The organism is Shewanella insulae, from assembly GCF_009831655.1.
Classification (GTDB): Bacteria; Pseudomonadota; Gammaproteobacteria; order Enterobacterales; family Shewanellaceae; genus Shewanella; species Shewanella insulae.
In genome coordinates, this window is sequence record NZ_WRPA01000020.1 from 1 (window position 1) to 26,650 (window position 26,650).

The 26,650-nt window shown below is 53.0% G+C and carries 16 protein-coding genes and 4 tRNA genes; 14 read left to right on the plus strand and 6 right to left on the minus strand.

Translation table 11 applies throughout. The features are described 5' to 3' along the window. From GNT65_RS17520 to GNT65_RS17550, 7 genes are all read left to right on the plus strand, one after another. Window positions 1-5,518, plus strand: a 5,518-nt coding sequence (locus tag GNT65_RS17520) for a tandem-95 repeat protein (RefSeq protein ID WP_160798500.1), incomplete at its 5' end; no start/stop codon positions are given. A 134-nt stretch (window positions 5,519-5,652) separates the two neighbouring features. Continuing rightward, entirely contained in the window at window positions 5,653-7,833 is a 2,181-nt protein-coding gene (locus tag GNT65_RS17525; protein WP_160798501.1) for a type I secretion system permease/ATPase, read from the plus strand. Next, the gene (locus tag GNT65_RS17530; RefSeq protein ID WP_160798502.1) at window positions 7,826-9,208 is read left to right on the plus strand and encodes an HlyD family type I secretion periplasmic adaptor subunit; all 1,383 of its coding nucleotides are present in this window, start codon (window positions 7,826-7,828) and stop codon (window positions 9,206-9,208) included. The genes GNT65_RS17525 and GNT65_RS17530 overlap by 8 nt, the downstream gene beginning before the upstream one ends. A gap of 31 nt (window positions 9,209-9,239) precedes the next feature. Continuing rightward, a complete protein-coding gene (locus tag GNT65_RS17535) occupies window positions 9,240-10,652 on the plus strand; it encodes a TolC family outer membrane protein (protein WP_160798503.1) in 1,413 nt (470 codons plus the stop codon). Then, a complete protein-coding gene (locus GNT65_RS17540) occupies window positions 10,652-11,257 on the plus strand; it encodes an OmpA family protein (RefSeq protein ID WP_160798504.1) in 606 nt (201 codons plus the stop codon). The genes GNT65_RS17535 and GNT65_RS17540 overlap by 1 nt, the downstream gene beginning before the upstream one ends. A 16-nt stretch (window positions 11,258-11,273) precedes the next feature. Beyond that, the gene (locus GNT65_RS17545; protein WP_160798505.1) at window positions 11,274-11,981 is read left to right on the plus strand and encodes a transglutaminase-like cysteine peptidase; all 708 of its coding nucleotides are present in this window, start codon (window positions 11,274-11,276) and stop codon (window positions 11,979-11,981) included. 8 nt (window positions 11,982-11,989) lie between these two features. Next, window positions 11,990-13,912, plus strand: a complete 1,923-nt coding sequence (locus GNT65_RS17550; protein WP_160798506.1) for a bifunctional diguanylate cyclase/phosphodiesterase — start codon at window positions 11,990-11,992, stop codon at window positions 13,910-13,912. A gap of 111 nt (window positions 13,913-14,023) precedes the next feature. Here the strand turns inward: GNT65_RS17550 and GNT65_RS17555 are convergent. The 4 genes from GNT65_RS17555 to GNT65_RS17570 all read right to left on the minus strand — a co-directional run bounded on the left by GNT65_RS17555 (window position 14,024) and on the right by GNT65_RS17570 (window position 14,510). Beyond that, window positions 14,024-14,100, minus strand: a tRNA-Pro gene (locus tag GNT65_RS17555). A gap of 53 nt (window positions 14,101-14,153) precedes the next feature. Next, window positions 14,154-14,230 (minus strand) — tRNA-Pro (locus GNT65_RS17560). An 84-nt stretch (window positions 14,231-14,314) separates the two neighbouring features. Continuing rightward, window positions 14,315-14,390 (minus strand) — tRNA-His (locus GNT65_RS17565). Window positions 14,391-14,433: 43 nt separating this feature from the next. Then, window positions 14,434-14,510: transfer RNA gene (locus GNT65_RS17570), tRNA-Arg, on the minus strand. Window positions 14,511-14,728: 218 nt separating this feature from the next. Here GNT65_RS17570 and GNT65_RS17575 point away from each other — a divergent pair. Further along, window positions 14,729-17,377, plus strand: a complete 2,649-nt coding sequence (locus tag GNT65_RS17575) for a sensor domain-containing diguanylate cyclase (protein WP_160798507.1) — start codon at window positions 14,729-14,731, stop codon at window positions 17,375-17,377. A 28-nt stretch (window positions 17,378-17,405) separates the two neighbouring features. On the opposite strand, the gene rep is transcribed toward GNT65_RS17575, so the two are convergent. Further along, window positions 17,406-19,418, minus strand: a complete 2,013-nt coding sequence (gene rep / locus GNT65_RS17580) for a DNA helicase Rep (protein WP_160798508.1) — start codon at window positions 19,416-19,418, stop codon at window positions 17,406-17,408. A 240-nt stretch (window positions 19,419-19,658) separates the two neighbouring features. Between rep and ubiK the strand changes: the two genes are divergently transcribed. The 5 genes from ubiK (at window position 19,659) to GNT65_RS17605 (ending at window position 24,546) form a co-directional block, all read left to right on the plus strand. Continuing rightward, a complete protein-coding gene (gene ubiK, locus GNT65_RS17585) occupies window positions 19,659-19,919 on the plus strand; it encodes a ubiquinone biosynthesis accessory factor UbiK (RefSeq protein WP_011864110.1) in 261 nt (86 codons plus the stop codon). A 224-nt stretch (window positions 19,920-20,143) separates the two neighbouring features. Next, on the plus strand, window positions 20,144-21,496 hold the full coding sequence (gene creD / locus GNT65_RS17590; protein ID WP_160798509.1) for a cell envelope integrity protein CreD: 1,353 nt from the start codon (window positions 20,144-20,146) through the stop codon (window positions 21,494-21,496). 134 nt (window positions 21,497-21,630) lie between these two features. Beyond that, window positions 21,631-22,374 (plus strand): phosphatase PAP2 family protein, encoded by a 744-nt coding sequence (locus GNT65_RS17595; protein WP_160798510.1) that lies wholly within the window; start codon window positions 21,631-21,633, stop codon window positions 22,372-22,374. 74 nt (window positions 22,375-22,448) lie between these two features. After that, window positions 22,449-22,949 carry an Lrp/AsnC family transcriptional regulator gene (locus GNT65_RS17600; RefSeq protein WP_160798511.1) on the plus strand — a complete coding sequence of 167 codons (501 nt, stop codon included), beginning with the start codon at window positions 22,449-22,451 and terminating at the stop codon, window positions 22,947-22,949. 238 nt (window positions 22,950-23,187) lie between these two features. Next, entirely contained in the window at window positions 23,188-24,546 is a 1,359-nt protein-coding gene (locus GNT65_RS17605; protein WP_160798512.1) for a sodium-dependent transporter, read from the plus strand. Window positions 24,547-24,676: 130 nt separating this feature from the next. Here the strand turns inward: GNT65_RS17605 and GNT65_RS17610 are convergent, their stop codons facing one another. Then, complete coding sequence (locus tag GNT65_RS17610; RefSeq protein WP_160798513.1) at window positions 24,677-25,285, minus strand: TetR/AcrR family transcriptional regulator; 609 nt, start codon at window positions 25,283-25,285, stop codon at window positions 24,677-24,679. A gap of 116 nt (window positions 25,286-25,401) precedes the next feature. Here GNT65_RS17610 and GNT65_RS17615 point away from each other — a divergent pair, with 116 nt between their 5' ends. Further along, complete coding sequence (locus GNT65_RS17615) at window positions 25,402-26,538, plus strand: MBL fold metallo-hydrolase (protein ID WP_244952222.1); 1,137 nt, start codon at window positions 25,402-25,404, stop codon at window positions 26,536-26,538. The last annotated feature ends 112 nt before the right edge of the window (window positions 26,539-26,650 follow it).

Consider the following 26,650-nt stretch of genomic DNA (forward strand, 5'->3'; position numbering starts at 1 on the left):
TACCCCGGCCGCCAACTACAACGGTCCGGTACCGGTGATCACCTATGTGCTGACCGACGGCTCCAGCACCGACACCTCAACCCTGACCATCACGGTTGATCCGGTCAACGATGACTTCACCGACAACGATGAAGTGATCAGCGTCGATGAAGACAGCGGCGCCACCACAGGTAATGTGATTGATGGCAGCAGCGTCGACGGCGAGCTGAGCGTGCAGAGCTTCAGCATCGATGGCGTTACCGGTCCATTCACCCTGGGTCAGGCGGTCAACATCAATGGTGTCGGCAGCTTTACCCTCAATGCGGATGGCAGCTACAGCTTTACCCCGGCCGCCAACTACAACGGTCCGGTACCGGTGATCACCTATGTGCTGACCGACGGCTCCAGCACCGACACCTCGACCCTGACCATCACTGTCACCCCTGACAACACCGATGTGGCCAACGATGCGATCACCGTGGCGGAAGACACTGTTGCCAACGGCAATGTACTGAGCAACGATGAGCCAGGTAACACCAGCGTGGTCAGCTTCACCCTCGACACCGACGGCAACGGCTCACAAGAGAGCTTCGCTGCCGGTGACAGCGTCACTCTGGCCGGCGGCTTATTGGTGGTCAACAGCGATGGTAGCTACAGCTTCACGCCAAACCAGGATTGGAACGGCAGCGTACCGGTTGTCACCTACACCACCAACACAGGTGAAACCGCGACCCTGACTATCACGGTCACCCCAGACAACACAGATGTGGCCAACGATGCGATCACCGTGGCGGAAGACACTGTTGCCAGCGGTAACGTGCTGAGCAACGATGAGCCAGATAACACCAGCGTGGTCAGCTTCACCCTCGACACCGACGGCAACGGCTCACAAGAGAGCTTTACTGCCGGTGACAGCGTCACTCTGGCCGGCGGCTTATTGGTGGTCAACAGCGATGGTAGCTACAGCTTCACGCCAAACCAGGATTGGAACGGCAGCGTACCGGTTGTCACCTACACCACCAACACGGGTGAAACCGCGACCCTAACTATCACGGTCACTCCAGACAACACCGATGTGGCCAACGATGCGATCACCGTGGCGGAAGACACTGTTGCCAGCGGCAACGTGCTGAGCAACGATGAGGCAGGTAACACCAGCGTAGTCAGCTTCACCCTCGACACAGATGGCAACGGCTCACAAGAGAGCTTCGCTGCCGGTGATAGCGTCACTCTGGCCGGCGGCTTATTGGTGGTCAACAGCGATGGTAGCTACAGCTTTACGCCAAACCAGGATTGGAACGGCAGCGTACCGGTTGTCACCTACACCACCAACACAGGTGAAACCGCGACCCTTGCCATCACGGTCACCCCAGGTGTCGATGGCGGCAACAATGTTGACCTCACAGTCGATGATGCCAACACCCAAGGCACTGCAACTGACAGCGACAGCACAGGTTTGAGCTTCACCGCAGGTGCTTACGATGTAAGCAACTTCGCCTTTACCGACATTGGCGATATAAATGTAACCGGCCTTGATGCAAACATTAGCTGGGACCTTGATGCCTCGGGTAATCTGATCGGCAGCATAGACGGCACGCCGGTATTACAGCTAAGTCTATCGGGTAGTAACATCAGCGCGGGTGCCACCGGTTCGGTAACTGTTTCAGTGACCCTGCTGGATAACTTACCTCATGGCACCAATGTCGATGAACTTATAATTAACGGCATCACAGTCGTTGCGACAGATGCCGCCAATGACACAGCTACTGGCACGGTATCTGTGAAGGTTATCGATGATGGCGTGACACTTACCCCTCAAGATCTCACGGGGGATAACGCCGCCGGTATCTATGATGGCGTTATCAATGTCGACGGCGCAGATCAGAGCTTTAGTGCTGACCTATCTGGCAACGTTTCGGGGGCTGGTACCTTCTCAGATTCTGGCATTACAGCAGGTGGTTTGACCGTATTCTACTATGTGGATCCGGCTAATCCAGGCATGCTCATTGCCTACTCGGATACCAGTGGTACACCATCGGCTTACGATTCAGGCAACGCCGCGCAATCGGTGATCTTTACCCTATCTATCGATCCAAATAGCGATAGCTACCAGCTAGATCTTAAGCATGCCATCGATGAGCTGAGCACAGTTACCGTCGCCAACATGAGTGGTGGTAAGGGCGGTAACACGCCAGCAGCCTATGTGATGGCCGACGGTACAATTTATAATGATATTAATGATGTAACTAATCCGAATGACATTGCATTCACTTTAACGTCTACATCAGGCAGCATAGCAAGTACCGTCAACGGCAACACCAATGGCTTTGGCGCACAAAACGCCTGGGTCGATCAAGGCGAAGCACTCATTATTGATTACGCCAATGAGGTAGCCTCGGCTTCGATCAACTTTAGCGGTGCCACCTATATCCATTTCAAGGCCTATGATGCTAATGGCAACTTGCTGGGCGAAGGCGATATTACCAGCGGACAGACCATTGGGAATCTTGGCGAAATTAGCTATATCGAAGTGTCCACCAGTGAGCAAGGTGGGCATGCCAACTTCCAGTTTACCGGTACGTCGGCGGAAAACATTGTCAGCTCTACCGTCGATGTTGATCTCAACTTTACGGTCGATGTCACCGATAGTGACGGCGATACCTCAACGGGCTCGATCCATGTCGATCTGGATGCTCCTGGCAGCACGACTACGGCACCAACGGCGCTGACCTCAAGCGCAGTATCTCTGCTGAGCGAAGCCGATCTTTACAAAGATGGTAACGAATCTGACTTACAAACGCTGCGCTTCAAGTCTGGCAGCGAATCGATTACGGCATTCCAGTTCGGCGATACGGACAATATTCAGGTATCTGGTGTGAATGCCAAGATAAGCTGGTCATTCAACGATGACGGACAGCTCATAGGTACCTTTATGGGTAAAGAGGCTATCCGTCTCACCCTTAATGGAGGTCGTATCGAAAGTGGTGAAGAGGGTAACGTAAGCGTTACCGCCGAACTACTGGCCTCTTTCCCACACAATGTTTCTACCGAGAATCTGGTGATTAGCGGCATTAACATTATTGGTGTCGATGCACTGGGGCAAAAGGCTGTTTCCACTATCACGGTTTCTGTCAGTGACTATGCAGAAGCGGTAAATGATAGTGTTCGCGGAACAGAAGATCATAACCTATCTGGTAATCTGCTCACCAACGATATCGATCCTGACGATGAGTTATCTATCGTTAGCTTTAAGCTATCAGGAAAGACATATCAGGCAGATGGCAGCACCATTAACCTTGCCGAAGGCAAACTGAGTATCCACGCAGATGGTCGCTTTACGTTCGAACCAAACCTGCATTGGAGTGGCACGCTGCCACAGATTGAATATCTCACCAATACGGGTGATACGGCTACACTCGATCTGAATATCGTGGCTGTCGCCGACGCACCAACACTGAGCGCTAGCACTGGTGAAGTCGTTCAAGGCGAAGTCGCCTTGGATATAGACGTGGCACTCGTCGACAGCGATGGAAGTGAATCACTGACAGATGTCACCATTCAAGGTGTTCCAAGCGGCGTCTCACTATCCGCCGGAACCCTCAACGCCGATGGCAGCTGGACTGTCGCCGTTAATCAACTGGATAACCTGAGTATTAAGGCGGGCAACAATTATAATGGCGATCTGGAATTCACCTTGACCATTAATGCCAGCTCGGTTGAACAAAGCAACCTTGATAGCGCCTCTAGCCAGACTATGTTGGATGTTTCACTGAGAAACTACCATTATGACAACGGCACAGATGGCGACAATGTAATCAATGGTGGCCAAGATAATGATGTCATCGTCAGTGATACCACAGGCATACAGGTAGTAGAGGGCGAGAACTACAATGTTGCCTTCGTTCTTGATTCGTCAGGTAGCATGGGCTCGAATCGAATAGATTCTGCTAAAGAGCAACTGCTACAGGTCTTCAATACCCTGAAGGCCAGCGTTGGAGGAGCGACTTCAGGTACAGTTAATGTATTGCTTGTCGACTTTAATAGTGGCACCAAGGCACATGTGGCGGTAAATCTAGCCGAATCAGATGCTATCTCTAAACTTTCCAATGTACTGTCTGAAATCACCAGCGACAATGGCAGAACTAACTATGAGGCGGCATTTGAAACGGTAATAGATTGGTTTACTAATGGCTCGGCCGCTAGCAATACAGGAACTAACCTGACTTACTTCATCACAGATGGTGAAACCAACAACTACAACGTTGATGCCGATCCTGAAGATGTATGGGTTTATAATAATTACTACAATGACTGGGATAAGAAGTTATCCGATCTTCTAGATAAGTACGTCCCAGGCCAAGAACTTAAACACAATGGCAAAGTCATCATCGATGAATACGGTAACATTAATTACTGGTATAGAGACGGTGGCTCATGGAAGCATTATCAGACTGGTAGCATGAGAGTCGATGAAAATGGCGACTACTATGTCGCGAAAATTGCCTCTGGATACAGTAATGGTAATGGCACAGACGTCACCGCAGAGTCTGAGGCTCAAGCGGCCTTCCAGGTGCTCAACACCCTGTCTAACGTCGAAGCTATCGGTATAGGCAGCGGTATCAGTCTGAATAAGCTTACTCCTTATGATTCAGATGGTAACGTAGCCACCAATATCAATGTGAGCGACCTGGCGAGCATCATCTTAGGTTCTAAGGAGATGCTACTTCAAGGTCATGACACGGTTAATGCTGGTGAAGGTAATGACATCGTCTTTGGCGATCTCGTACAGTTTGACGGCATCGACGGCCAGGGCTACGCAGCGCTGCAAAAATATGTAGCAATACAACTGGGTGAAGATGCTTCAACCGTTACCATCCAAGATGTTCACGAGTTCGTAGCAGCCAACCCAGCCCTGTTAGACACCTCACGCGACCATGACGGCGACGACATTCTCGCCGGCAACCAAGGGGATGATATCCTCTTCGGTCAAGGCGGTGATGATGAGCTTCATGGCGGTAGCGGAGACGATCTCTTACTTGGCGGCACGGGAATCGATGAACTCATAGGTGGCGCTGGCGAAGATATCCTCATCGGCGGCTTAGGCGATGACACCCTCACAGGTGGCAGCGACAAGGCCGATGGCGAAGCCGATACCTTCGTCTGGCAGCAAGGCGATACGGGTACCGACCACATTACCGATTTCGATGTCAACCAAGACAAACTGGATCTGAGCGACCTGCTTCAGGGAGAGAATGGCGGTAACCTGGAAGACTACCTGCACTTCACCGTTGATAATGGTTCAACCACCATCGAAGTCGATGCCAATAACGATGGTCATGTGGATCAGACCATAGTGCTCGATGGTGTCGACCTGAGCCACCTGGGAACAACCGATGGTCAGATCATCAATGGTCTGCTCGGCTCAGACGGCAATGGTGCCTTGATCGTAGACAATGCCGACGTTAACCAGGCTGCTTCGAGCTTTGCCGTACCGTCGACCCAAGACGATGATGGACAGATCCAGCATCTAGTACCTTAATCAAGGTCAGTAATGAATGACACCAACTAGTTTCGACTATTTGGTGTCATTTTTACTTTGGTGATGTTTTGGTATTACTTCTATAATTGTTCTACGATAATTTTATAATAAAATCTTAAGGATAAGCTTTTCAGGTGCAAGCTACAGCGTCTCCAAAAACTGAACAATGGACAGTTTCAGCCTCCCAAAGAGTGACTGTCGATCCCTTGTTAGACAGTTTAGTGTTATTGACAGAATACTTCGGCAGCCCCTGCTCCAGCGAGTCATTAGCCGCTGGCCTCCCGCTGTCGGGGAGCATTCTGACACCCGAACTTGTCCCTCAGGCAGCAAGTCGAGCCGGGCTTGCGGCCAAGCTGACTCGTAAAGGGCTGGACCAGATATCCCCTATTCTCCTGCCCTGCATCTTGCTACTCAAAGATAAGAATGCCTGTCTATTAAGAGAGATCGACATAGACAAAGACAGGGCCGTCATTCAGCTACCGGAAACAGGCGGCGAGGAAGTGCTCAGCATCGAGGCACTCGAAGCCATGTACGTCGGCTATCTATTCCTCGTGAAGCAGCAGTATCGTGGCGAAATGGGCTTCGATCTGCATCTGCACGATAGTCGCACCCACTGGCTTATTCAGACCCTGAAAGACTCGGCGCCCATCTACCGCGATGCCTTAATCGCCTCTGTATTGGTAAACCTGTTCGCCCTAGTGTCGCCGCTATTTATCATGAACGTCTACGACAAGGTGGTGCCCAACCTTGCCTTCGAGTCCCTGTGGGTGCTCGCCATCGGCGCCGGCATCGCCTATATCTTTGATCTGGTCATGCGACAACTCAGGGCCTACCTGATCGATGTCGCCGGCAAGAAGGTCGATATCATAGTGTCATCACGGCTTTTCGCTAAGGCCATCGGCATACCGCTAGAGAAACGCTCACCCAGCATAGGCGGCATGGCGCGCCAGTTGGGCGAGTTCGACAGCATACGCGAGATCTTAACCTCGGCGACCATCACCACCCTGGTCGACCTGCCATTTGCGCTGTTTTTCATGTTAATCATCTATATCGTCGCCGGTGACTTGGCCATCATTCCGGTGATCGGTGGCTGTATCATTATCGGCTACACACTCTTGATGCAGCCTCGTCTCAAGGCGGCCATCGAAGAGAGCAATAAGTTCTCCAGCCTGAAACATGGACATCTTATCGAGTCTTTGGCCTCCATTGAGTCGATAAAATCCAGTGGCGCCGAAGGATTAGTCCAGAAAAGCTGGCAGCAGATGATTGGCCATACCGCCAACTGGCAATTGAAGGTGAAGAAAATCTCTACCTCGGTCACCAACGTGGCCAATTTTACCGTGCAGCTTTCTGTGGTTTGTGTGGTGATCTTAGGGGTCTATCGTGTCGCCGATAACGACATCTCCATGGGCGGCATTATCGCCGCAGTGATCCTATCGAGCCGAGCCATCTCGCCCATGGCTCAGTTGGCAGGCCTGATGACCCGAGGCAACCATACCGCCAGTGCCCTGAGGCAGCTGGATCAGATCATGACCCAAGAGGATGAGTTTGAAAATAAAGGCCACCTGGTCAGCAAGCATAGACTCAAGGGACAGATCAACGCCGATCACGTCAGCTTTAATTATCCGGGCTCCGAGCGGCCCGTGCTGCACCCCATGTCTCTGTCGATCGCACCGGGTGAGCGCATCGCCATCATAGGACGCAACGGCTCGGGCAAGAGCACCCTGGCCAAGCTGCTGGTAGGCCTGTATCAACCCACCAAGGGCAGCCTGCGCTATGACGGGCTGGATTCGGCACAGATCCACCCGACGGACCTGCGTAGAAACTTCGGTTACCTGCCTCAGGACATCACACTGTTCCACGGCACGATTCGCGACAACATACTGTTCGGCACCCGTCAGGTCACGGAGCATCAGCTGATCCGTGCGGTGCAGCTCTCTGGCGTCAATCAGTTTACCGATATCGAGACCGAAGGCTTAGACCAACAGGTCGGTGAGGGAGGACAATCCCTCTCCCGTGGGCAACGCCAAACCATCGCGCTGGCACGGGCTACCTTAAATGACCCACCGGTACTCTTGATGGATGAGCCTACCGCCAGTTTGGATGCACGCGCCGAGAAGCAGTTTATCCGCGCCATGAGAAACGTCTCTAAGGAGCGCACTCTGCTGCTGATCACCCATAAGATGCACCTGCTCAATCTGGTAGACCGCATCCTGGTATTAGACCGTGGCCATCTGGTGGCCGATGGTCCTAAAGATCAGATACTTAACCAGCTGGCCAAAGGGCTGTTATCGGGAGGGCCGAAGAGTGAGTAAGCACTTAACCACCCAAGATCTCGAGATGGTCGATGATGTCTACGGCGCCATGATGACTGATGCGCCAACCAGCCACAGGCTGATCATCTGGGCCCTGGCAGCCCTCGCCTTCTGTTTCCTGGTCTGGGCTTACTTTGCCGAGCTCGACCGGGTGACCACAGGTACCGGCAAGGTGATCCCTTCGTCTCAGGTGCAGGTGATCCAGAGCCTGGATGGCGGCATCATGAAAGAGCTTTATGTCCGTGAAGGCATGACGGTCACCAAAGGCCAACCCCTGGTTCGCATAGACGACACCCGTTTTCGCTCAGACTTCGCTCAGCAGGAGCAAGAGGTCTACAGCCTGCAGGCCAATGTTATCCGTCTGCGCGCCGAGCTAAACAGCATCACCATTTCAGATGTCGCCGCCGACTGGCGCGAACAGGTGAAGATAGCCAAACAGCCGCTAGAGTTCCCGCAACAGCTCATCGAAAGCGAACCCGATCTGATCGAACGTCAACGCGACGAATACTCGGGCAGGCTGGATAATCTGAGCAACCAGCTGGAGATCCTGGCACGCCAGATCCAGCAGAAGCAACAGGAAACCGAAGAGCTGGCCTCGAAGATCAATACCCTGACGACCAGCTTCCAGTTGGTGACCCGTGAACTTGAGTTGACCCGTCCGCTTGCCGACAAGGGGATTGTGCCCGAGGTGGAACTACTCAAACTGGAACGCAACGTCAACGACATTCGCGGCGAGCTCAGCTCACTCAGGCTACTCAGACCCAAAGTCAAGGCGTCACAGGATGAGGCCATCCTGAAGCGTCGCGAGGCCGTATTCGTCTATGCCGCCGAGGCTCGCACCCAGCTCAACGAGATGCAGACTCGCCTGTCGCGCGTCAACGAAGCCCAGGTAGGCGCACGTGACAAGGTCAGCAAGGCTGAAATTATCTCGCCGGTAAATGGCACCATTAAGACTGTTCATATCAACACTTTAGGTGGAGTTGTACAGCCTGGTATCGACATCATAGAGATAGTGCCATCGGAAGATCAGCTGCTTATCGAAACCAAGATCATTCCGAAAGATATCGCATTTTTACATCCTGGCTTACCCGCCGTTGTTAAAGTTACCGCCTACGATTTCACGCGTTACGGTGGCCTCAATGGCGTTGTGGAGCACATCAGTGCCGATACAACACAGGACGAAGAGGGAAACAGTTTCTATCTTGTAAGGGTTAGAACTGAACTATCAAGTTTGACGAAAGACGACGGCACCCAGATGCCCATAATACCTGGCATGTTAACCACGGTAGATGTGATCACTGGGCAAAGATCCGTTCTGGAGTACATACTTAATCCAATTTTGAGAGCAAGAGACACTGCTCTGCGTGAACGTTAAGTTCACAATAATAACCAGGGGGGTTAACCAAATGAGTAAGCAAACCATGCATCAACTAAAGCGCAGTGCCATGGCACTCGCCGTTAGTGCGATGTTGATACCAGGGGCAGCTTCCAGCCAGACGCTAGAGCAGGCTGTGGCCCATACACTGGATACCAATCCAGACATTCGCATCGCATTTAATCGCTTCAAGGCACGTGAAGAGCAGGTCAATCAGGCTATCGCCGGTTACATGCCAAGCGTTGATATCAGTGGTGGCTATGGTTGGGAGCAGACAAATAGTCCTTCTACCCGACGCCGTGCAGGCCAGGGGGATGTTGACAAGGATGGTGTCATCGAATTGATGCGTGGCGAAGTCGGTTTTAGCATCAAGCAGATGCTATTCGACGGTTTCTACACCTCGAGCGAAGTGGATCGTTTCAGCTTCGAAGCCAGCGCCGAACAGTGGGCCCTGTTTGCCGCGGCCGAAGATATCGCGCTGGATGTGGCTAAAGTCTATATCAATTATATTCGTAGCGAGCAGGTGCTGACCCTGGCAGAGAAAAATCTGCAGAGTCACAAAGAGATCTACGATCAAATCAAACAGCGTACCGATTCAGGCCTTGGATCAGTCGCCGATCTGTCTCAGATAACAGGTCGTCTGGCACGCGCCAACGCCAACGTGATAGCGGCAAAGAACAACTTCTTCGATGCTAAGGCGCAGTTTGTTCGCATCGTCGAGAAAGAGCCGGAGAACCTGATCGTCCCGGTACCCGATGACGATATGCTGCCCACCAACCTCTCTGATGGCCTCAAGGTTGCTCAGGAAAATCATCCTATCCTGAAATCGGCCACGAGCGACATCTCGGCGGCAGAAAATGAGCGTTCGTCAGCCCAGTCCAACTACTATCCTAAGCTATCACTTGAGCTTTCTGGTAACTGGAATGACAACATAGACGGCGAAGATGGTTACTCGGTTTTTGCGAACCAAAATGTTGGCGGTCATAACAATGATCTCGTGGCAATGGTGCGCGTAAAGTACAACCTGTTTGCAGGCGGTAAGGACTTGGCCCGCGAGAAAGAGGCAGCCTACAAGATTGGCGAGGCGAAAGAGATTCGCCAACGCGCCTACCGTCAGGTCGTCGAAGGGGTCAACCTAGCTTGGAACGCCTACGAGATGCTGGAGCCGCAAAAGCTGTATATCCGCGACCACGTCATCGCAGCTAAAGATACTCAAGTCGCCTATAGCCAGCAGTTCAACCTGGGGCAACGCACCCTATTGGATTTGCTGGATACAGAAAACGAGCTGTTTGAGGCGCGTAAAGATTACCTCGATACCGAATACGACGAGATCATCTCTGAATACCGTATCCTTAACGCCACAGGTAGACTACTGGAATCGCTTCGTGTGACTCGCCCAGATGTATGGAAGGGTGAGCGCGAATACGAAGGGGGAGTAAAATAATGAAAGCCTTACTGATAATTCTAAGTGTCGCCCTTATCGGCGGCTGCGCTTCACGCGACATAGTAACCATGGATACCCCGACCAACCAGGTATTCGATCTTAATGACAAGGATAAAGATGGTGTCATCGTCGCCCGTGAACGCTGTAACGATACCGTAATCGGTGCAACCATTGACAACTATGGCTGTGGTAAGATTAAGCCTATCAATGAACGTCAAGAACTTAAGATATTGTTTGCCAACGACTCTTTCTATATTGATCCCCAATACTATGATCAGGTAGAAAAGGTAGCGACTTTCATGAGACAGTATCCCAACACTAAGGTGACCATCGAGGGGCACTGTAGTAAGACTGGTAGCTATGAGCACAACCTGGCGCTGTCACAAAACCGCGCCGATGCCGTAACCTCACTGTTGTCCGAGCGCTTCGGCATCGCCAACGATCGTCTGACCGCCATAGGCTACAGCTACGACAGACCGGTAGATCCTACTCATACCAAGATGGCACACACACGTAACCGTCGCGTAATTGCAGAGGTAACGGGTGAAGATACCAAGGCCGATATGAAGTGGCATATCTACACAGTTGATGAACAAGTAAAATAAAAAATAGTCGGAGAAGATGAAGGCCAAAATTGGCAGGCAAAAACGCTTTCAAAGGGTCTGCCAACTTTGCGTTGTGGCAACGGCCCTGGGGTTTTCTTGCCTCTACGCTTCTCCGACACAAACACTCGACACCAATTACATTAAATCCACCCTAGAAACCCGATACGGTGAGCGCGCGGGTATGCGCGTCGCCGCCTGGTTTAAGGTGCTGGAGGAATCCCAGGGGCTGAGTGAACAAGAGAAGATCACCAAGGTAAATAACTTTTTCAATCTGTTTAGGTTTATCGACGACATCAAGTTGTGGGGCGTCAGTAACTACTGGGCCAGTCCGATGGAGTTTATCGGGGTCAATGGCGGCGATTGTGAAGACTTCTCCATCGCCAAATATTTCACCCTGCTGCAGCTTGGCGTACCCGATGACAAGTTGCGGATCACCATGGTCAAGGCGACCTCGGTCAATCAGTATCACATGGTACTGGCCTACTATGAAACGCCTGGCTCCATCCCCTTGGTACTGGACAACCTGGACAGACAGATTAAGCCGGCCACTCAGAGACAAGATCTGATCCCCGTATACAGCTTTAACGGTCGTCAGTTGTGGCTTAACAAAGAGAAAGGTCGCGGTGTGCTGGCAGGCTCATCAGAACGCCTTGAAAAATGGAATGATCTCAAAAATAGATTAGGTGTTGAGCGACTCAAAATGCCTAAGTTAAGATTGGAGTAGCGAAAACAATGACACTGTTTCGACAGATATACTCACTGCTTTTTGGCCTGTTCTTGGTCGTTGTCATCAGCCTGGCTTATGTCCAATTTACCGAGACGCAAAGCTTTCTGACTAAGCAGATGGAGTCCGATCTCAATAACACCAGCCACAGCCTGGGGATCATGCTTGTTCCCGATCTGGAAGCGGGTGACATAGTTGGTGCGGAGACGCTGATCAACGTCATCTTCGAAGGAGGTTACTACCAGCAGGTCAAACTCACCTGGCTGGTCGACGGCAAGCAGCAGGTGTGGGAAAACGACGTGAAGATCGAAGGCGTACCCCAATGGTTTATCGACCTGGGATTCTTCGAGACGATTAAACGGGAAAGCACCATCACCTCGGGTTGGATCCAGCTGGCTAAGCTGGAGATCACCGCCCACCCAGGCTTTGGTTACAACGAGCTGTGGCGCACCCTGACCAACGCCATCATAGTCATCTCTATCTTGTTTCTCCTCGCCATCATGCTGGCACGTTTCGGGCTGACCTGGATCCTGAGACCGCTGCATGAGATTGCCGAGCACGCCGCCGAGATCGCCCAGCGTAAGTTTGGCCCAGACATGGCAATCCCCAAGACCTCTGAGCTCAAGTCCGTGGTAGAAGCCTTTAACAGCATGTCGCATCAGCTTAAGCAGATCTTTAGCTCATTGGACGAAGAGGTGACTGAGCTACGTAAGAAGAACCTGGTCGATCAGGTCTCTAAGCTACCAAACAGACAGTATATGATGGGTCGCCTCAACAGCTGGTTGAGTGAACCGAACAATGGCTCGCTGATGATGGCCAAGTTCGACTGGCTCGAAGAGGTGCACAGTAAGTATGGCTATCAGGTACGCGACGAAACCATACGTCTGCTGTCCGAGAAGATGCAGGAACATCTCGACGAGATAGCCCCCTCCGTCATCGCCCGTATCGCCGCCTATGAATTTGCCTTCCTGATCACCAGTGCCGAGCAGGAGCAGAGCAGTAAGTACCTGCATACCCTGATCCGAACTGTTAATCAGGAGATATCTAAGGCGGGCTGTAAGCCTAACGAGCAATTTGCCATAGGTATCGCCCAGCGCACCGACAACATGACGGTATCAGACATTCTGGCACAGACAGATAATGCGCTACAGAAGGCGATTGCCGAAAACAAGGTATTCCACTGGTTCGAGAGCAACGAGAAGCAGCTCTATACCCGTGAGCAATGGCGAGAGCATTTGAGCGCCGCCATCAGCAGCAAGAAGTTCCAGTTCAAATGGCAGCCGGTCTACCACACACACAAGGATGAGGTGGTCCAGCGTGAGCTCTATTGCCAGGTCACCATAGGCGATAAAGAGATCCACGCGGGTCAGTTTATGCCTTATGTCGAACTACTCTCGCTAGGCTCTATGCTGGACAGATGCCTAATCGAAACCATAGTCGACAATGGCCTGCTGGAGCGGAATGACGAGCCTATCGCCATCAACCTGACTTTCAACAGCCTAAGCGATACCGGCTTCCATCGGTGGCTCAATAAGTTCCTGCGTAATACCCAACTCGCCCAGCGTATCGTATTCGATATCCCTGAGGCCGGAGTCTATAGCGATCCCGACGCCTGCCAGGCACTGTGCAATATCATTCGTGATAACGGTGCTCACTTTGGTATCGATCACTTTGGTCGTCAGTTTGGCTCTATGTCATATCTGCAAAACTTAAGACCTAGCTACGTCAAGTTAGATCAGTCCTTCGCCTACTATGACGAGAACGAGCACAACAGTGAGCTGTGCCGCGCCCTGGTGAACGTCGCCAGAGGCCTGGATATCCAGATTATCGTCACCGGCATTCAGGAGCAGCCGCAATTGGCGCGCTTCGAGCCACTCAAGACCAACGCCTACATGGGTTATATCTACCCGCCCACTCGCGTCGAGCTATAACAAAAAAGCTGCCCAACCGGGCAGCTTTTTTTTATGTATTGAAGACACATATGAAACAGGAAAACAGGAAAAGAAAAAGCCCCTCGATGACTCGAGGGGCTTCTCTAAAGGTGGTCGGTGATAGAGGATTCGAACCTCTGACCCTCTGGTCCCAAACCAGATGCGCTACCGGGCTGCGCTAATCACCGAAAATCTTTTTGTATCAGTCAACGATGCCTCAATGCATCACTCACTTGGAATTTGGTCGGTGATAGAGGATTCGAACCTCTGACCCTCTGGTCCCAAACCAGATGCGCTACCGGGCTGCGCTAATCACCGAAACAATGGATATTTTACGAGGTGCCACCTCGCTTCACTTTATCAAGAATAAAAATGACTCGTGAAGTCTGTTGTAAGAAGAAGTGGGGTGACTGATGGGACTTGAACCCACGACAACCGGAATCACAATCCGGGGCTCTACCAACTGAGCTACAATCACCACTGATGTTGACTTCTTTACACTAACTAGACTCGCATCCAACTGGTGCACCCAGAAGGATTCGAACCCTCGGCCTCACCCTCCGGAGGGGTGCGCTCTATCCAGCTGAGCTATGGGTGCCTGCCTTGTTAGCGCCGCATATAGTATGGATTATTTTACTGCGCGTCTATAGCAAACACGGATTTTTTTACGCGTTTGCTCAACTTTTAGCATATTTAAGCTGATATTAAGCTGACAACGTCAAAATAATGACTTGGTGATGGTGTTTTTTTATGCTATTTATAATCATTACCCCAAATCCTTGCGAAGAAAAATAACTACTTGTGATTGGCGGAAACATGTTTAGGGATAAAACAGACCAGCATTCACCCCGTGAAGTTGGGCGTCTATATAAAAGGATATCTCGCTTAAAGAGCCTGGCTCGGAAGTACAAGCGTTCTGAGATCATCCAAAACACGCTGTTGGATATCTCCAATCTCGCCGCGCGAGTCGAGCGCGCCGAAGACTTCTACGCTGGCATCCAAACCAATCTCAACCGCCTCCTTCCCGCCGACAACTTCTTCATCGCCATCGTCAATCGTGAAACCAACAAGATAGAAGTCCCCTTCTTTGTCGATGAGAAAGATCAGCACCCTAGCCAACTTTATCCCAGCGAAGAGCTCTCCACTACCCTAAACAGTGGACTAACAGGTTATGTGCTGCGCACCCAAGAACCGCTGTTGTGCGACGATGATAAGTTTATGCAACTGCTCGCTGTCGGTGAGATCGTCAGTCGAGGATCGAGTTGTCATCAATGGCTAGGGGTACCTATCTTCAGCAGCGATCAGACCATAGGGGTTCTCGCCGTACAGAGCTATGACGCCAACATCAGTTATGGCGAGATTGAGGTTGAGCTGATGACCTTTATCAGTCAACACATCTCGGGTGTTATCGAGCGGGTACAATACCAGCACAATCTGGAAGCGGCCATCGAGCACAGGACCAAGGAGCTAAGCGTCGCCTACGACAAGCTCAAGCAGGAGGTGACCGAGCGACGACGAGCAGAAAATCTGCAAAAATCCCTCTTTGAGATCGCCGAGCTGTCTAACTCGAGCATAGATCACCAGACCTTCTACAGCGAGCTGCACCGAGTGCTCAGCCACCTGCTGCCAGCTAACAACTGTTATATTGCCCTGCTCGAGGACAATGGCCGCGAACTGCATTTTCCCTTCTATGTCTCACAGCTCAACGTAGGCGCGCCCCAGAAACGTCCTCTGGCCGATGGTCTGACGGAGTTTATCCTCAAGCATAAACGCCCTCTACTACTCGATAGCACAGACATCAAGACGTTAATTCAGACAAAACAGCTATACGCCAGGGCGCCGCAGCTCAACTACGCCGAGACCATACATCAATGGATAGGCGTGCCCCTGTTTATTCAGGGCATAGTCAAAGGTGCGCTCACCATATATAGCTTTACCCCATCGCAGACCTATCAGGAGAAAGATCTGGATCTGCTCACCTTCGTCTCGCAGCACATCGCCGCGGCGATCGAGCGCAAGCTATCGGCAGAGTCCCTGAAAATGAGCTATGAACAGCTGGAAGAGAAGGTAGCCCAACGCACCCGCGCCTTAGCGATGCTCAACCAAGATCTCGAGAAGGAGATCGCCCAGCGCCGCAAGGTTGAGCAGCAACTGGTACACGATGCCAGCCACGATACCTTAACCGGGTTGCCCAATCGCGCCATGTTCATGGAGCGACTGGCTCAGGCGGTGAAACATGTCAGGCGCCACGCCAGAGACAGGTTTGCCCTGCTGTTTATCGACCTCGACCGCTTTAAACTGATCAACGACACTCTGGGCCATCTGCAGGGGGATCGCCTCCTGATCGAAACCGCTCGTCGTCTCAATCTCTGCATACGTAGTAACGATACCTTAGGGCGTATCGGCGGCGATGAATTTGTGATCCTGCTGGATAGCATCAATAGCAATAGCGACGCCATCGAGGTTGCCGAACGCATCTTAGGGGAGCTGAGCGAGCCCTATCAGTTGTCGAATCAGAGCTTCACCTCGGGGGCCAGTATCGGCATCGCCTTTAGCGGCCAAAGCAGCGGCGACACCAGCGAGTCTCTGCTGAAGGACGCCGACGCCGCCATGTATCAGGCCAAGTCCAACGGCAAGGGCTGCTTCGTCATCTTCGATCAGAGTACCAGCCACCAGCAGAGCCATGATATCACCCTGGAGATAGAGCTCAGAGAAGCGATTGCCAAGCGAGAACTGGCCCTGCAATATTTCCCCGTAATGGCTTTAGCCACCCAAGAGGTTATTGCCCTGGAGCCCAGACTCTACTGGCAGCACCAGCAGCTAGGAAAAATCAAACAGGATCAGCTCAGCAATATCGCCGAACACTGTAATCTGAGTAAGGAACTGGATCTCTACCTCTTCGACCGGCTCAATAGCGACTATCCCAAGGTGATGCAACAGGCCGGCGATAAAGTACAACTGCACATCAAACTTGCCAGCCAGCACCTCAAACACAAGCATGCGGTGCGCAAGCTGAAGAATCGTATCAAGCAGAGCTACTATAAAGCTGCCAACATCTGGGTGTTTTTCAACGAGAAGGCCTTTGTCACCGACAGCGACAGCCATATTCAAGCCTTCGATATCCTGGCCAAGCAGGCAGTTAACATAGGCCTGTGCGCATACGGCAGTGCTCACACCGCCCTGAGCAGCCTAAGTTTCCTGCCCTTAACAGGCCTGAAACTCGACCCTAGCTATATCAGTCATCTGAATAATCCGCAGCAGAAACGCCTGCTTAAGGCCCACCAGCTGACCGCCTCGGCACTCGAGCTAACGCTGTTTGTGGAAGGGGTTAAGACGGATCTACACAGGCAGCAACTGGTCAGCCTGGGGTTCGAGCAGGGTCAGGGGCAGGCACTGGGCGATTCTATCGATCCTAGCAAACTGTCCGAGCCTGACCAGCCTCGCAGCGACAGTATCTCAGCCTAAGCACATAGGTGAGCGCCGCCTAAGCAAATTACTTCTTCAGCATATCCCGTATGTTGGCTATGTTGGCCCGACCCGACTGCACTCTTTGCTGCTCCGACTGAGGCGGCTTGCGGTTTTCCCAGATCAGATCGTCCTGGGGCAGCTCCATCAGGAAGCGGCTGGGCTCACAGCGCATCACTTCGCCAAACTGGCGCCGCTCGCGGCAGATCATAAACCACAGCTCCCTCTGTGCCCGGGTGATTCCCACATAAGCCAGGCGGCGCTCCTCCTCGACGTTGTCTTCATCTATGCTGGTCTGGTGCGGCAAGATGCGCTCCTCCACCCCCACCATGAAGACATAGGGGAACTCAAGGCCTTTAGAGGCATGCAGCGTCATGAGCTGCACCTGATCCCCCGCCTCATCTTCGCTGTTACGCTCCATCATGTCTCTCAGAGTCAGACGGGTCACGACCTCTGGTAGCGTCATCCCTTCGTCCAGCTCATCGCCCTCTAGCATCTCGGTCACCCAGCGATAGAGCTCGGAGATGTTCTTCATCCGCATCTCGGCCGCCTTGGCACTGGTACTGGTCTCGTACAGATAATCTTCGTAGTTGATATGGCGAATAAGCTGTTTCACCGCCTCAACCGGTTCACCGCGGGTCGCCGCCTCGCCGGTGTCGACGATAAACTTGCCAAACTCATACAGGGCCGACATGGCCGCCGGCGGCAGATGATGGTTCAACTCACTCTGGAATATCGCCTCAAACATGGAGATATGTTTCTCGTTGGCATAGTTACCCAGACGCTCCAGAGTCGCGGGGCCAATGCCACGTTTAGGCAGGTTAACCACCCGCAGGAAGGCGTTGTCGTCGTCGGGATTCACCACCAGACGCAGATAGGCCATGATATCTTTGATCTCGGCGCGGCCGAAGAAGGAGGTACCACCGCTGAGCTTATAGGGAATGCGGTTGGTCATCAAGGCACGCTCCAGCAGGCGCGACTGGTGGTTGCCCCGATAGAGGATGGCATAGTCACCAAACTGGGTCTTGCCGACGAACTTATGGCGGATCATCTCGGCCACCACACGCTCAGCCTCCTGCTCCTCGTTGGCGGCAATCAACACCCGCAGCGGCTCACCATAGGCCAGCTCACTAAATAGCGACTTGTCGTAGACGTGCGGATTGTTGGCAATCAATATGTTGGCCGCCCGCAAAATCCGCTGACTCGAGCGATAGTTCTGCTCCAGCTTGATCAGCTTAAGAGCCGGGAAGTCTTGCCCCAACAGCACCAAGTTCTGCGGCTTAGCACCGCGCCAGGAGTAGATAGACTGATCGTCATCCCCCACCACGGTGAAGCGGGCGCGCTCGCCCACCAACAGCTTCACCAACTCATACTGGCTGGTGTTGGTATCCTGATACTCATCCACCAGCAGGTATTGGATCCGTTTCTGCCAGCGCTCGCGCACCTCCTGCTTGTGCCGCAACAGCAGGGTGGGCAGCAGGATAAGATCGTCGAAATCCAGCGCGTTATAGGCCTTCATATGCTGGGCATATCGCTGATAGAGCAAGGCAAATAGCTGTGACTGCTCGTCCTTAGCGGTTTTGATGGCACGGTCCGGCGTCATCAGATCGCCCTTCCAGTTAGAAATCGCCGTCATCAGCATGCGCAGCAGATCTTTATCGCCGTCAAATTCCTTCTCGGTAAGCTCTTTCAGCAGCGCCAGGGTATCCTGATCGTCAAACAGGGAGAAGCCGGGCTTGAGGCCCACCACCTTATATTCGCGCTTGATGATCTCCAGCCCCAGGGTATGGAAGGTGGAGATCCACAGGCCCCTGGCCTCCTTGCGCCCCATAGACTGGGCCACACGCTCCTTCATCTCCCGCGCCGCCTTATTGGTGAAGGTCACCGCGGCGATATTGCGCGCCCGATAACCGCACTTCTGCACCAGATAGGCAATCTTATTGATGATCACACGCGTCTTACCACTACCCGCACCGGCAAGCACCAGACAGGGACCAGAGACATAGTGCACAGCATCATTTTGACCGGGATTGAGCTTCATTGACTAACGGCTACCAACTAGAGATTTCGTGAGATCGGCCAGGGATCATACCAGAATCTTCACCATAGCTCAGACAAAAATATCCAAGTGGTCATCTAAGCTTAACCGCACACAACCAACTGGCCACCAATGTGAACCTGCCCTCATCACAAATCGAAGCGACCGCTTTTTAGTTGTCATCCCAGTAGGCTTAGGTACAATTCGGGCATAGCATTAAACGGCCAATGGCGGACAGAAAAGATGATTAACCCCAAAAAGATCGAAGAAGTAGCTAAGCAGCTAAGCGATAACCTCCCCAGCGGGCTTAAGCAGTTTGCCGGTGAGTTTGAAGAGAAGAGCAAACAGGTGCTGCAAAACCAGCTGATGAAGCTAGATCTTGTCTCGCGCGAAGAGTTTGACGTGCAGCAGCACGTGCTGTTGAAGACCCGCGAGAAGCTCGAGGCTCTGCAGGCTCAGGTCGATGCCCTGGAAGCCAAACTCAGACAGCAAGACGAGGCTTAAGCCGCACTAAGCTGCATAAGCGTCGTCCATCCACGAAAGAGCGCCCTGCGCTCTTTTTTGTTGCCTCTCTTTCTCTCTTCTATTTATTCTTTTTCTCACCTCTCACAACAACATCTTCAATTGCCTCAGTTTTGCCACAATTTGTCATCGCTATGCCCGCCTATATGGCGCGACTTGTGGTGTAATGGCGCAATACACCCAGACCGTCATTGAGAGGGATTTTTATGTTAAGTCGGTTACCCCTGGCCAACAGCCCACTGAGTAAGAAACTGATCTTTATCGCCATCCTCACCCTGGTGGCGATGATCCCCTTGGGACTCATCGAGAGCCTCACCTCAGACAGGCAGCATCTGTACCATGGTGTGGTCAACGAGATAGGCCGCTCCTGGGGCGAGCAGCAGACCATTGCCGGACCGGCACTGGTGATCCCCTACACCTATGAGGTGGTACAGGAGAGCATTAGCGACACGGGCAAGATGACCAAGGCGAGGCACACCTACGACAGTGAACTCGTGGTGCTGCCGGAGCAGCTCAACCTCGCCGTCTCCCTCAAACATAGTTTCCTCTCTCGCGGCATCTTCCGCTCTCTGGTCTACAAGTCTCAGGTCACGGGCTCGGCGCAGTTCCGCCTCGAAGCTTACACCCTACCCAACCTGGTCAGCCTGCATCCCGACCAGGCCAGACTGGTATTTGGCATCTCCGCCAACCAGGCCATCGACAAGATCAACCGTTTCACCGCCAAGGCCGACCAGCAAGCGGCCACGCCGCAAAGGCTCATGCCTGGCACCAGACTTGAGCAACTCAGGGGGCTCGACCGCGGCTTTCATCAGCCGATCGCCCTACGTCCCGAAAGTAAGCAACTCACGGTCAACTTCGATATCAGCCTAAGGGGCTCACAAGGGATCTCAGTGCTGCCCATAGGACAGCAGACAGAGGTCACCCTGTCGGCAGACTGGCCTCACCCTAGCTTCCACGGCCTACTGCCCACCGAGCGACAGATCACCGCCCAGGGCTTCAGCGCCCAGTGGGACGTTAGCCACCTGACCCGCAACTACCCCCAGGTATTTACCAAGATCCAGGAGGTCAATCTGCAGGAGATCGCGGCTCAGGCCACCCTGTTTGAACCCGTGACCCACTACGGCAAAATTGAGCGCGCGGTCAAATATGGTCTGCTGTTTATCATGCTCACCAGTATCATGCTGCTGATCTTCGAGCTGGGACAACAACAGGTCTTGAGCTCGATTCAGTATCTGCTGGTCGCCAGCGCCATGGCACTCTTCTATCTGCTGTTGCTCTCTCTGTCTGAACATATCAGCTTTGGTTACGCCTACCTGCTGGCGGCATCTGTGCCACTAGTGTCGGTTTCGGCCTATATTGCCAGCGTGACCGCCAGTCGCAGGCGCGGCATCTTTATGGCCATCATGTTACTGGCGCTCTACAGCGTGCTCTACTCCATTCTGAAGTTGGAAGACTATGCGCTGCTGATGGGCTCAGGCCTGCTGATGATGGTGCTACTGATCCTCATGTACCTGACCCGTCATCGGGTCGAAGCGCCATCAACCCCGCAGCAAGATTAAAAAACAGCTCAGGTGCTGGCCAGACTAGCCAGCATCGTCAGAGTGGGTTAGCCTAGCGCTTTATTGAAGTTGGGGGTTTTATACCTAGCCTTTTAAAGAAGTTGTTTCAAGTAGGTCGATTTAAGAGAAGTTCTATGAGGTCAAATCCCCCAGCAAATCCCTATTTCCCAGTGGTGATACTCTGGAGCGGCCTCACGCTGATCCCCGCCGCGATCTACTTAGGCGGCCTAAGCCTGTTTCCCTGGCTCGAACTCAGTTCCCTCAAGGCGCAGCTGCTCTATGGCTTAACCAGCTCGGGCACGGCGCCCTATGGCGTGCTCACTGTGCTAGCGATGCAACTCGCCTGCTATTGGTTGCTGCCACGCAATCAGCTTGCGCCACTGCTGTTTAGCGTCGGCCTCGCCATGGGGCTCAGTCTGGGGCTAAATCACTTTCTCAAGCCTTATTTCGGCCATCCCAGACCCAATGTGCAGCTCTTAGCTGAGACCCAAGGGCTCTCGATAATTGATTTCTATCGGGCCGACAACTCGAAACGCCATTCTATGATGGCGCAAGAGATGGCCAAGCTGGCAGATGAGACAGAGTTATCCCTCTCTCCTAAGATAGCCCAGCATTGGCAAGATGAGGTGGGCTACTCGTTTCCCTCGGGCCACACCCTGTTTGCGGTGACGCTAGCCCTAGTCGTCAGCTATTTTTTGTTGGCGGCACAAAGGTTTTTATTCGCCTCTCTGTTATGCTTATGGGCGCTGGCCATGGGGTTTAGCCGCATGTTACTGGGCATGCACTGGCCTCAGGATGTCTTGGCGGCATCCCTGCTTGGCGGCCTTATCGCTCTACTCGCCTTGCTATTCACCGAAAAATGGCGCGCCATCGGCTAATGCCTAACTGGACTAATGTTTGACTGAAACAGCATTTTACTTCGATATGGGTTCACTCTTACCCGGCGACTGACATGACAAGACTACAACTCGACAAGACCGACATTCAGATCCTCAAGCTGCTGCAGGCCCAGGGACGCATGGCCAACCAAGATCTGGCGGCAAGCGTCGGCCTATCGCCCTCCCCCTGCTCGCGCCGGGTCAAGGCGATGGAGGAGGCGGGCATCATCGCGGGCTACACCGCATTAGTCGACGCCCCCTACTTTCAGTTGACCCTGACCGCCTATGTGCAGGTGCGCCTGGAAAAACATACCCAAGCGATTCTCGATGCGTTCGAGCAGGCCATCGATGGCTATGACGAGGTACTCGAATGCGCCCTGCTGACAGGTAGCGATGCCGATTACCAGCTCAAGGTATTGGTCAGAGACATGGACGCCTTCAAACACTTCCTGCTGGAGAAGCTCACCAGCAACCCCCATATCGCAGGCATACGCTCAAGTTTCGTGCTCAAACAGGTCAAGAGCCGCACCGCCATTCCCCTGCCTGAACTCGGCACTCAAGACGATAAAGCATGATAAATTGCACAAATTCTCATTTTTTTGCCCGCGCAATCCTATCGCGTCGACGCCTGTCTCAACGGGACCATCGCAATAAATTCGCCGATAAAGCCAAGTAGCGAAATTAGTTTCCAATAAATAGCCATATAACGCGATAACAACAAAGACTTAACCTTGAACTGCGCCATTTCCCACCCTTGACCGACTATAATAAAGGACTATGATGCGCCCTCTTTAACACTGAGGTAAGGGATAGATGAGCGCAAAAGATATAGGGCATTTCAGCTCACGCATTGGCTTTATCATGGCAGCGGCAGGCTCGGCCGTTGGCGTAGGCAACATCTGGGGGTTTCCCACTCAGGCGGCAACTCATGGTGGCGGCGCCTTCCTCTTGGTGTATCTGGTGCTCATCTTCCTGCTGGGTTACCCCATGTTGGTTGCCGAGCTCATGATTGGCCGCCACGGCCAGACCAACCCAGCAGACGCCATGGCCAAACTGGGCACCAATGCCCTGACTCGCAACCTGGGCAAGACCATAGGCTTAGCCTCTATCCTTACCGCCACCCTGATCTGCACCTTCTACAGCATCCTATCTGGCTGGTTTGTCAGCTTTACCCTGGCGCCGATGGCCAGGTTACTGGGCATGCAAGATATTGCCCTCTGGTTAACCAGCTTCTCGCTGGAGCGTAATCTACTCTTTACCTTAATCTTTATCCTCATGGTGGTCTTAGTGATCCGCCAGGGGGTTCAGCAGGGGATCGAGGCCTGGTCCAAGCGACTCATGCCCCTGCTGTTGGCAATCTTAGTACTCGGCGTCGCCTATATTCTGACTCAGCCCGGTGCGAGCCAGGGGCTGAACGCCCTGCTGGTGCCGGATTTCGGCCGGATTTGGGAGCCTCAGGTGCTAATCGGCGCCTTGGGCCAGACCTTCTTCTCGCTCACCGTAGGTACTGGTGCCATGATGGTCTACGGCGCCTACCTGCATCGGCAGGAAAACCTGGCCAAGCTGACCGCCTATGTCACCCTGACCGACACCAGCGTCGCCTTCCTCGCGGCCTTGATGATCATTCCCGCCATGTATGTGGCCCAGCATAACGGCGTTCAGATCTTCGCCGCAGATGGCAGCCTGCTCAATGCCGATACCTTGGTGTTCACCGTGCTCCCGGCGCTGTTCGATAGCTTGGGCGGACTCGCGGGACCGCTGATCGCCATCGTCTTCTTCATCCTGATGACCATAGCCGGGCTGACATCGGCCATCTCGATCGTCGAAGTTCCCACCAGCTATATGGTGGAGAAGACAGAGATTCAGCGCCACAGCGCCACTTATCTGGTGGGCGGTGGCATTGCCCTACTGGCGACTATCATGGTGTTTAATTTCGATGCCCTGTTCGCTCTGGTGATCACCCTTACCACGGAGCGAGCCCAGCCCTTTATCGCCCTTGGCATCGCCCTGTACACAGGTTGGGTATGGCATAGAAACAGCCTGCTCAAGGCCATCGCCGCCCAGGAAGGCGCCAAGCTAGACGGCCTCTTCTGGCGCATCTGGCCTGTGTACGTTAAATATGTTTGCCCAGTGCTGATCCTCGCCATCATATTGCAGCTGCTGACCGCCTGAGGCTTAGTGATTATCTCGGTCTGAGGTGAGCATCAAAAATCGATTAAAAGCTCAGATACACAAAAGCCTAGTCATAGGGATATGACTAGGCTTGCTATTTGGGCAAAGACCAATGGCTGGAGAGCCAGCCCTAGGTGTATTGCTTGATGATCATCTCGACCACAGTTTGGGTGATCTCATCGAGCTTGGCCTGGCTCGGCAAAGGCTCGCCTTGGATCAACTGGGGCCAGAAGCAGTAGGCCTTGATCACAGCGGTAAACTGAACCACCAAGATCTCGCTATCCTTGGCCTTTAACGCACCGGCGGCGATCGCCTGATTGAACCAGTTCGCCAGCGGCGACTCCTGCTTACTGAACTCCGACATGGCGTCTTGAATCAGCTCTGGCTTGTGAATCGCCTCGGCAATGATCACCCTGGCCGTATCGATAAACCCCTTAGCACTTAACAGCTGAATCTCGTGCTGCACCAATTGGGTCAGCTGTGAGGCCAGGCTCTCATCGGCGCGGAAGGGTAAAGACTCGAAGGCGCATAGCATCTCCATCATCTCGAGCATGATGGCACTAAACAACGCCTCTTTACTGGGGAAGTGGTTGTATACGGTGCGCTTGGACACATCGGCACGTTTGGCAATGTCATCCATACTCGCCAGGCTAAATCCCTTATTTTGAAACTCCACACTGGCTGCTTCGACGATGGCCGCGCGTTTCAGCTCCGAGCGAGTTAACTTTTTCTCTTTCATTTTAAATAACTTATTAGATTTATCTTGGCGAACGGCAATTATTTTACACTTATTAGTTTACTTTTTAAACTAAGATTATGTAAACTACACTAACTAGTTTACATCTGGTGGTTGCAATGAAACGCAAATATCTCATCTCACTTGGCATCATACTCGGAGGCGGCATGCTGACATCTAACCTAATCAACTCCTCTTCGGCGCCACAAGCCCTGGCCTCAGGTGATGAACTTGCCAGCAGAGAGGCTGCTGCACACCACAGGCCAGATGGCGGCTTTCAAAATACCGCCGCCAATCTCACCGAGAACAGCAGTATGGGCACTATCCTGATGCGCTACCTGACCGAGACGCGAGTCGATGCCAGCCCTTCCAAGGCGATCCCCTTGATTCCCCTGACATGCGACGACATCGCCGTGCTCCCCGACACTCAGGACAGCGTGATTCGTCTGGGCCACTCGAGCATCTTACTCAAGATAGCGGGCCAAACCTGGTTGATCGATCCCGTTTTTAGCGCCCGTGCCTCGCCCTTTAGCTTTATCGGCCCTAAACGCTTCCATCAACCGCCGATCGCCCTAGAGCAGCTACCCGAGATCGACGGCGTGTTGATCAGCCACGATCATTACGATCATCTGGACGAAGAGAGCATCAAGCGGCTCCACCACAAGGTAAAACGTTTCATCGTCCCCCTGGGCGTGGAGCAACATCTGCTTCGCTGGGGTGTCGTCAAAGATAAGGTCCAGCCGCTGGATTGGTGGCAGAGCGTGACGCAGGGCGAACTCAGCATCACGGCAACGCCGACCCAGCACTTTTCCGGCCGTGGACTTTGGGACAAGAATCAGACTCTCTGGGCCAGCTATGTCATTCAATCTGACAGGAGCAAGCTGTTCTTCAGTGGTGACTCGGGCTATTTCGGTGGTTTCAAGGAAATAGGCGAGCGGTTCGGCCCCTTCGATCTCACCATGATAGAGACGGGCGCCTATGACAAAGACTGGCCCAGCATCCATATGACACCTGAGCAGAGTATGCAGGCTCATCTGGATCTGGGCGGACGTCAGATGATGCCGATCCACAACGGCACCTTCGATCTGGCCTTTCATAGCTGGTATGAGCCGCTGGAACGCATCGCCGACCTAGCCGCCGATACAAACACGCCGCTGGTCACGCCAATCGTGGGGCAGATACTGGACATTCACAACGCGCCCGAGAGCGTCGCCTGGTGGCGGGAGGAACAGCTAAATTTAGCACTAAACGAATAATCTATTGCCCTTGAAGCTTGGTCCTCACTTGGTCTCAAGGGTCGATTTTTCCACTGCGATACGAGATGCTAGAATGGTGACAATAAAAATTTAACCATCAAAATTGTTTTAG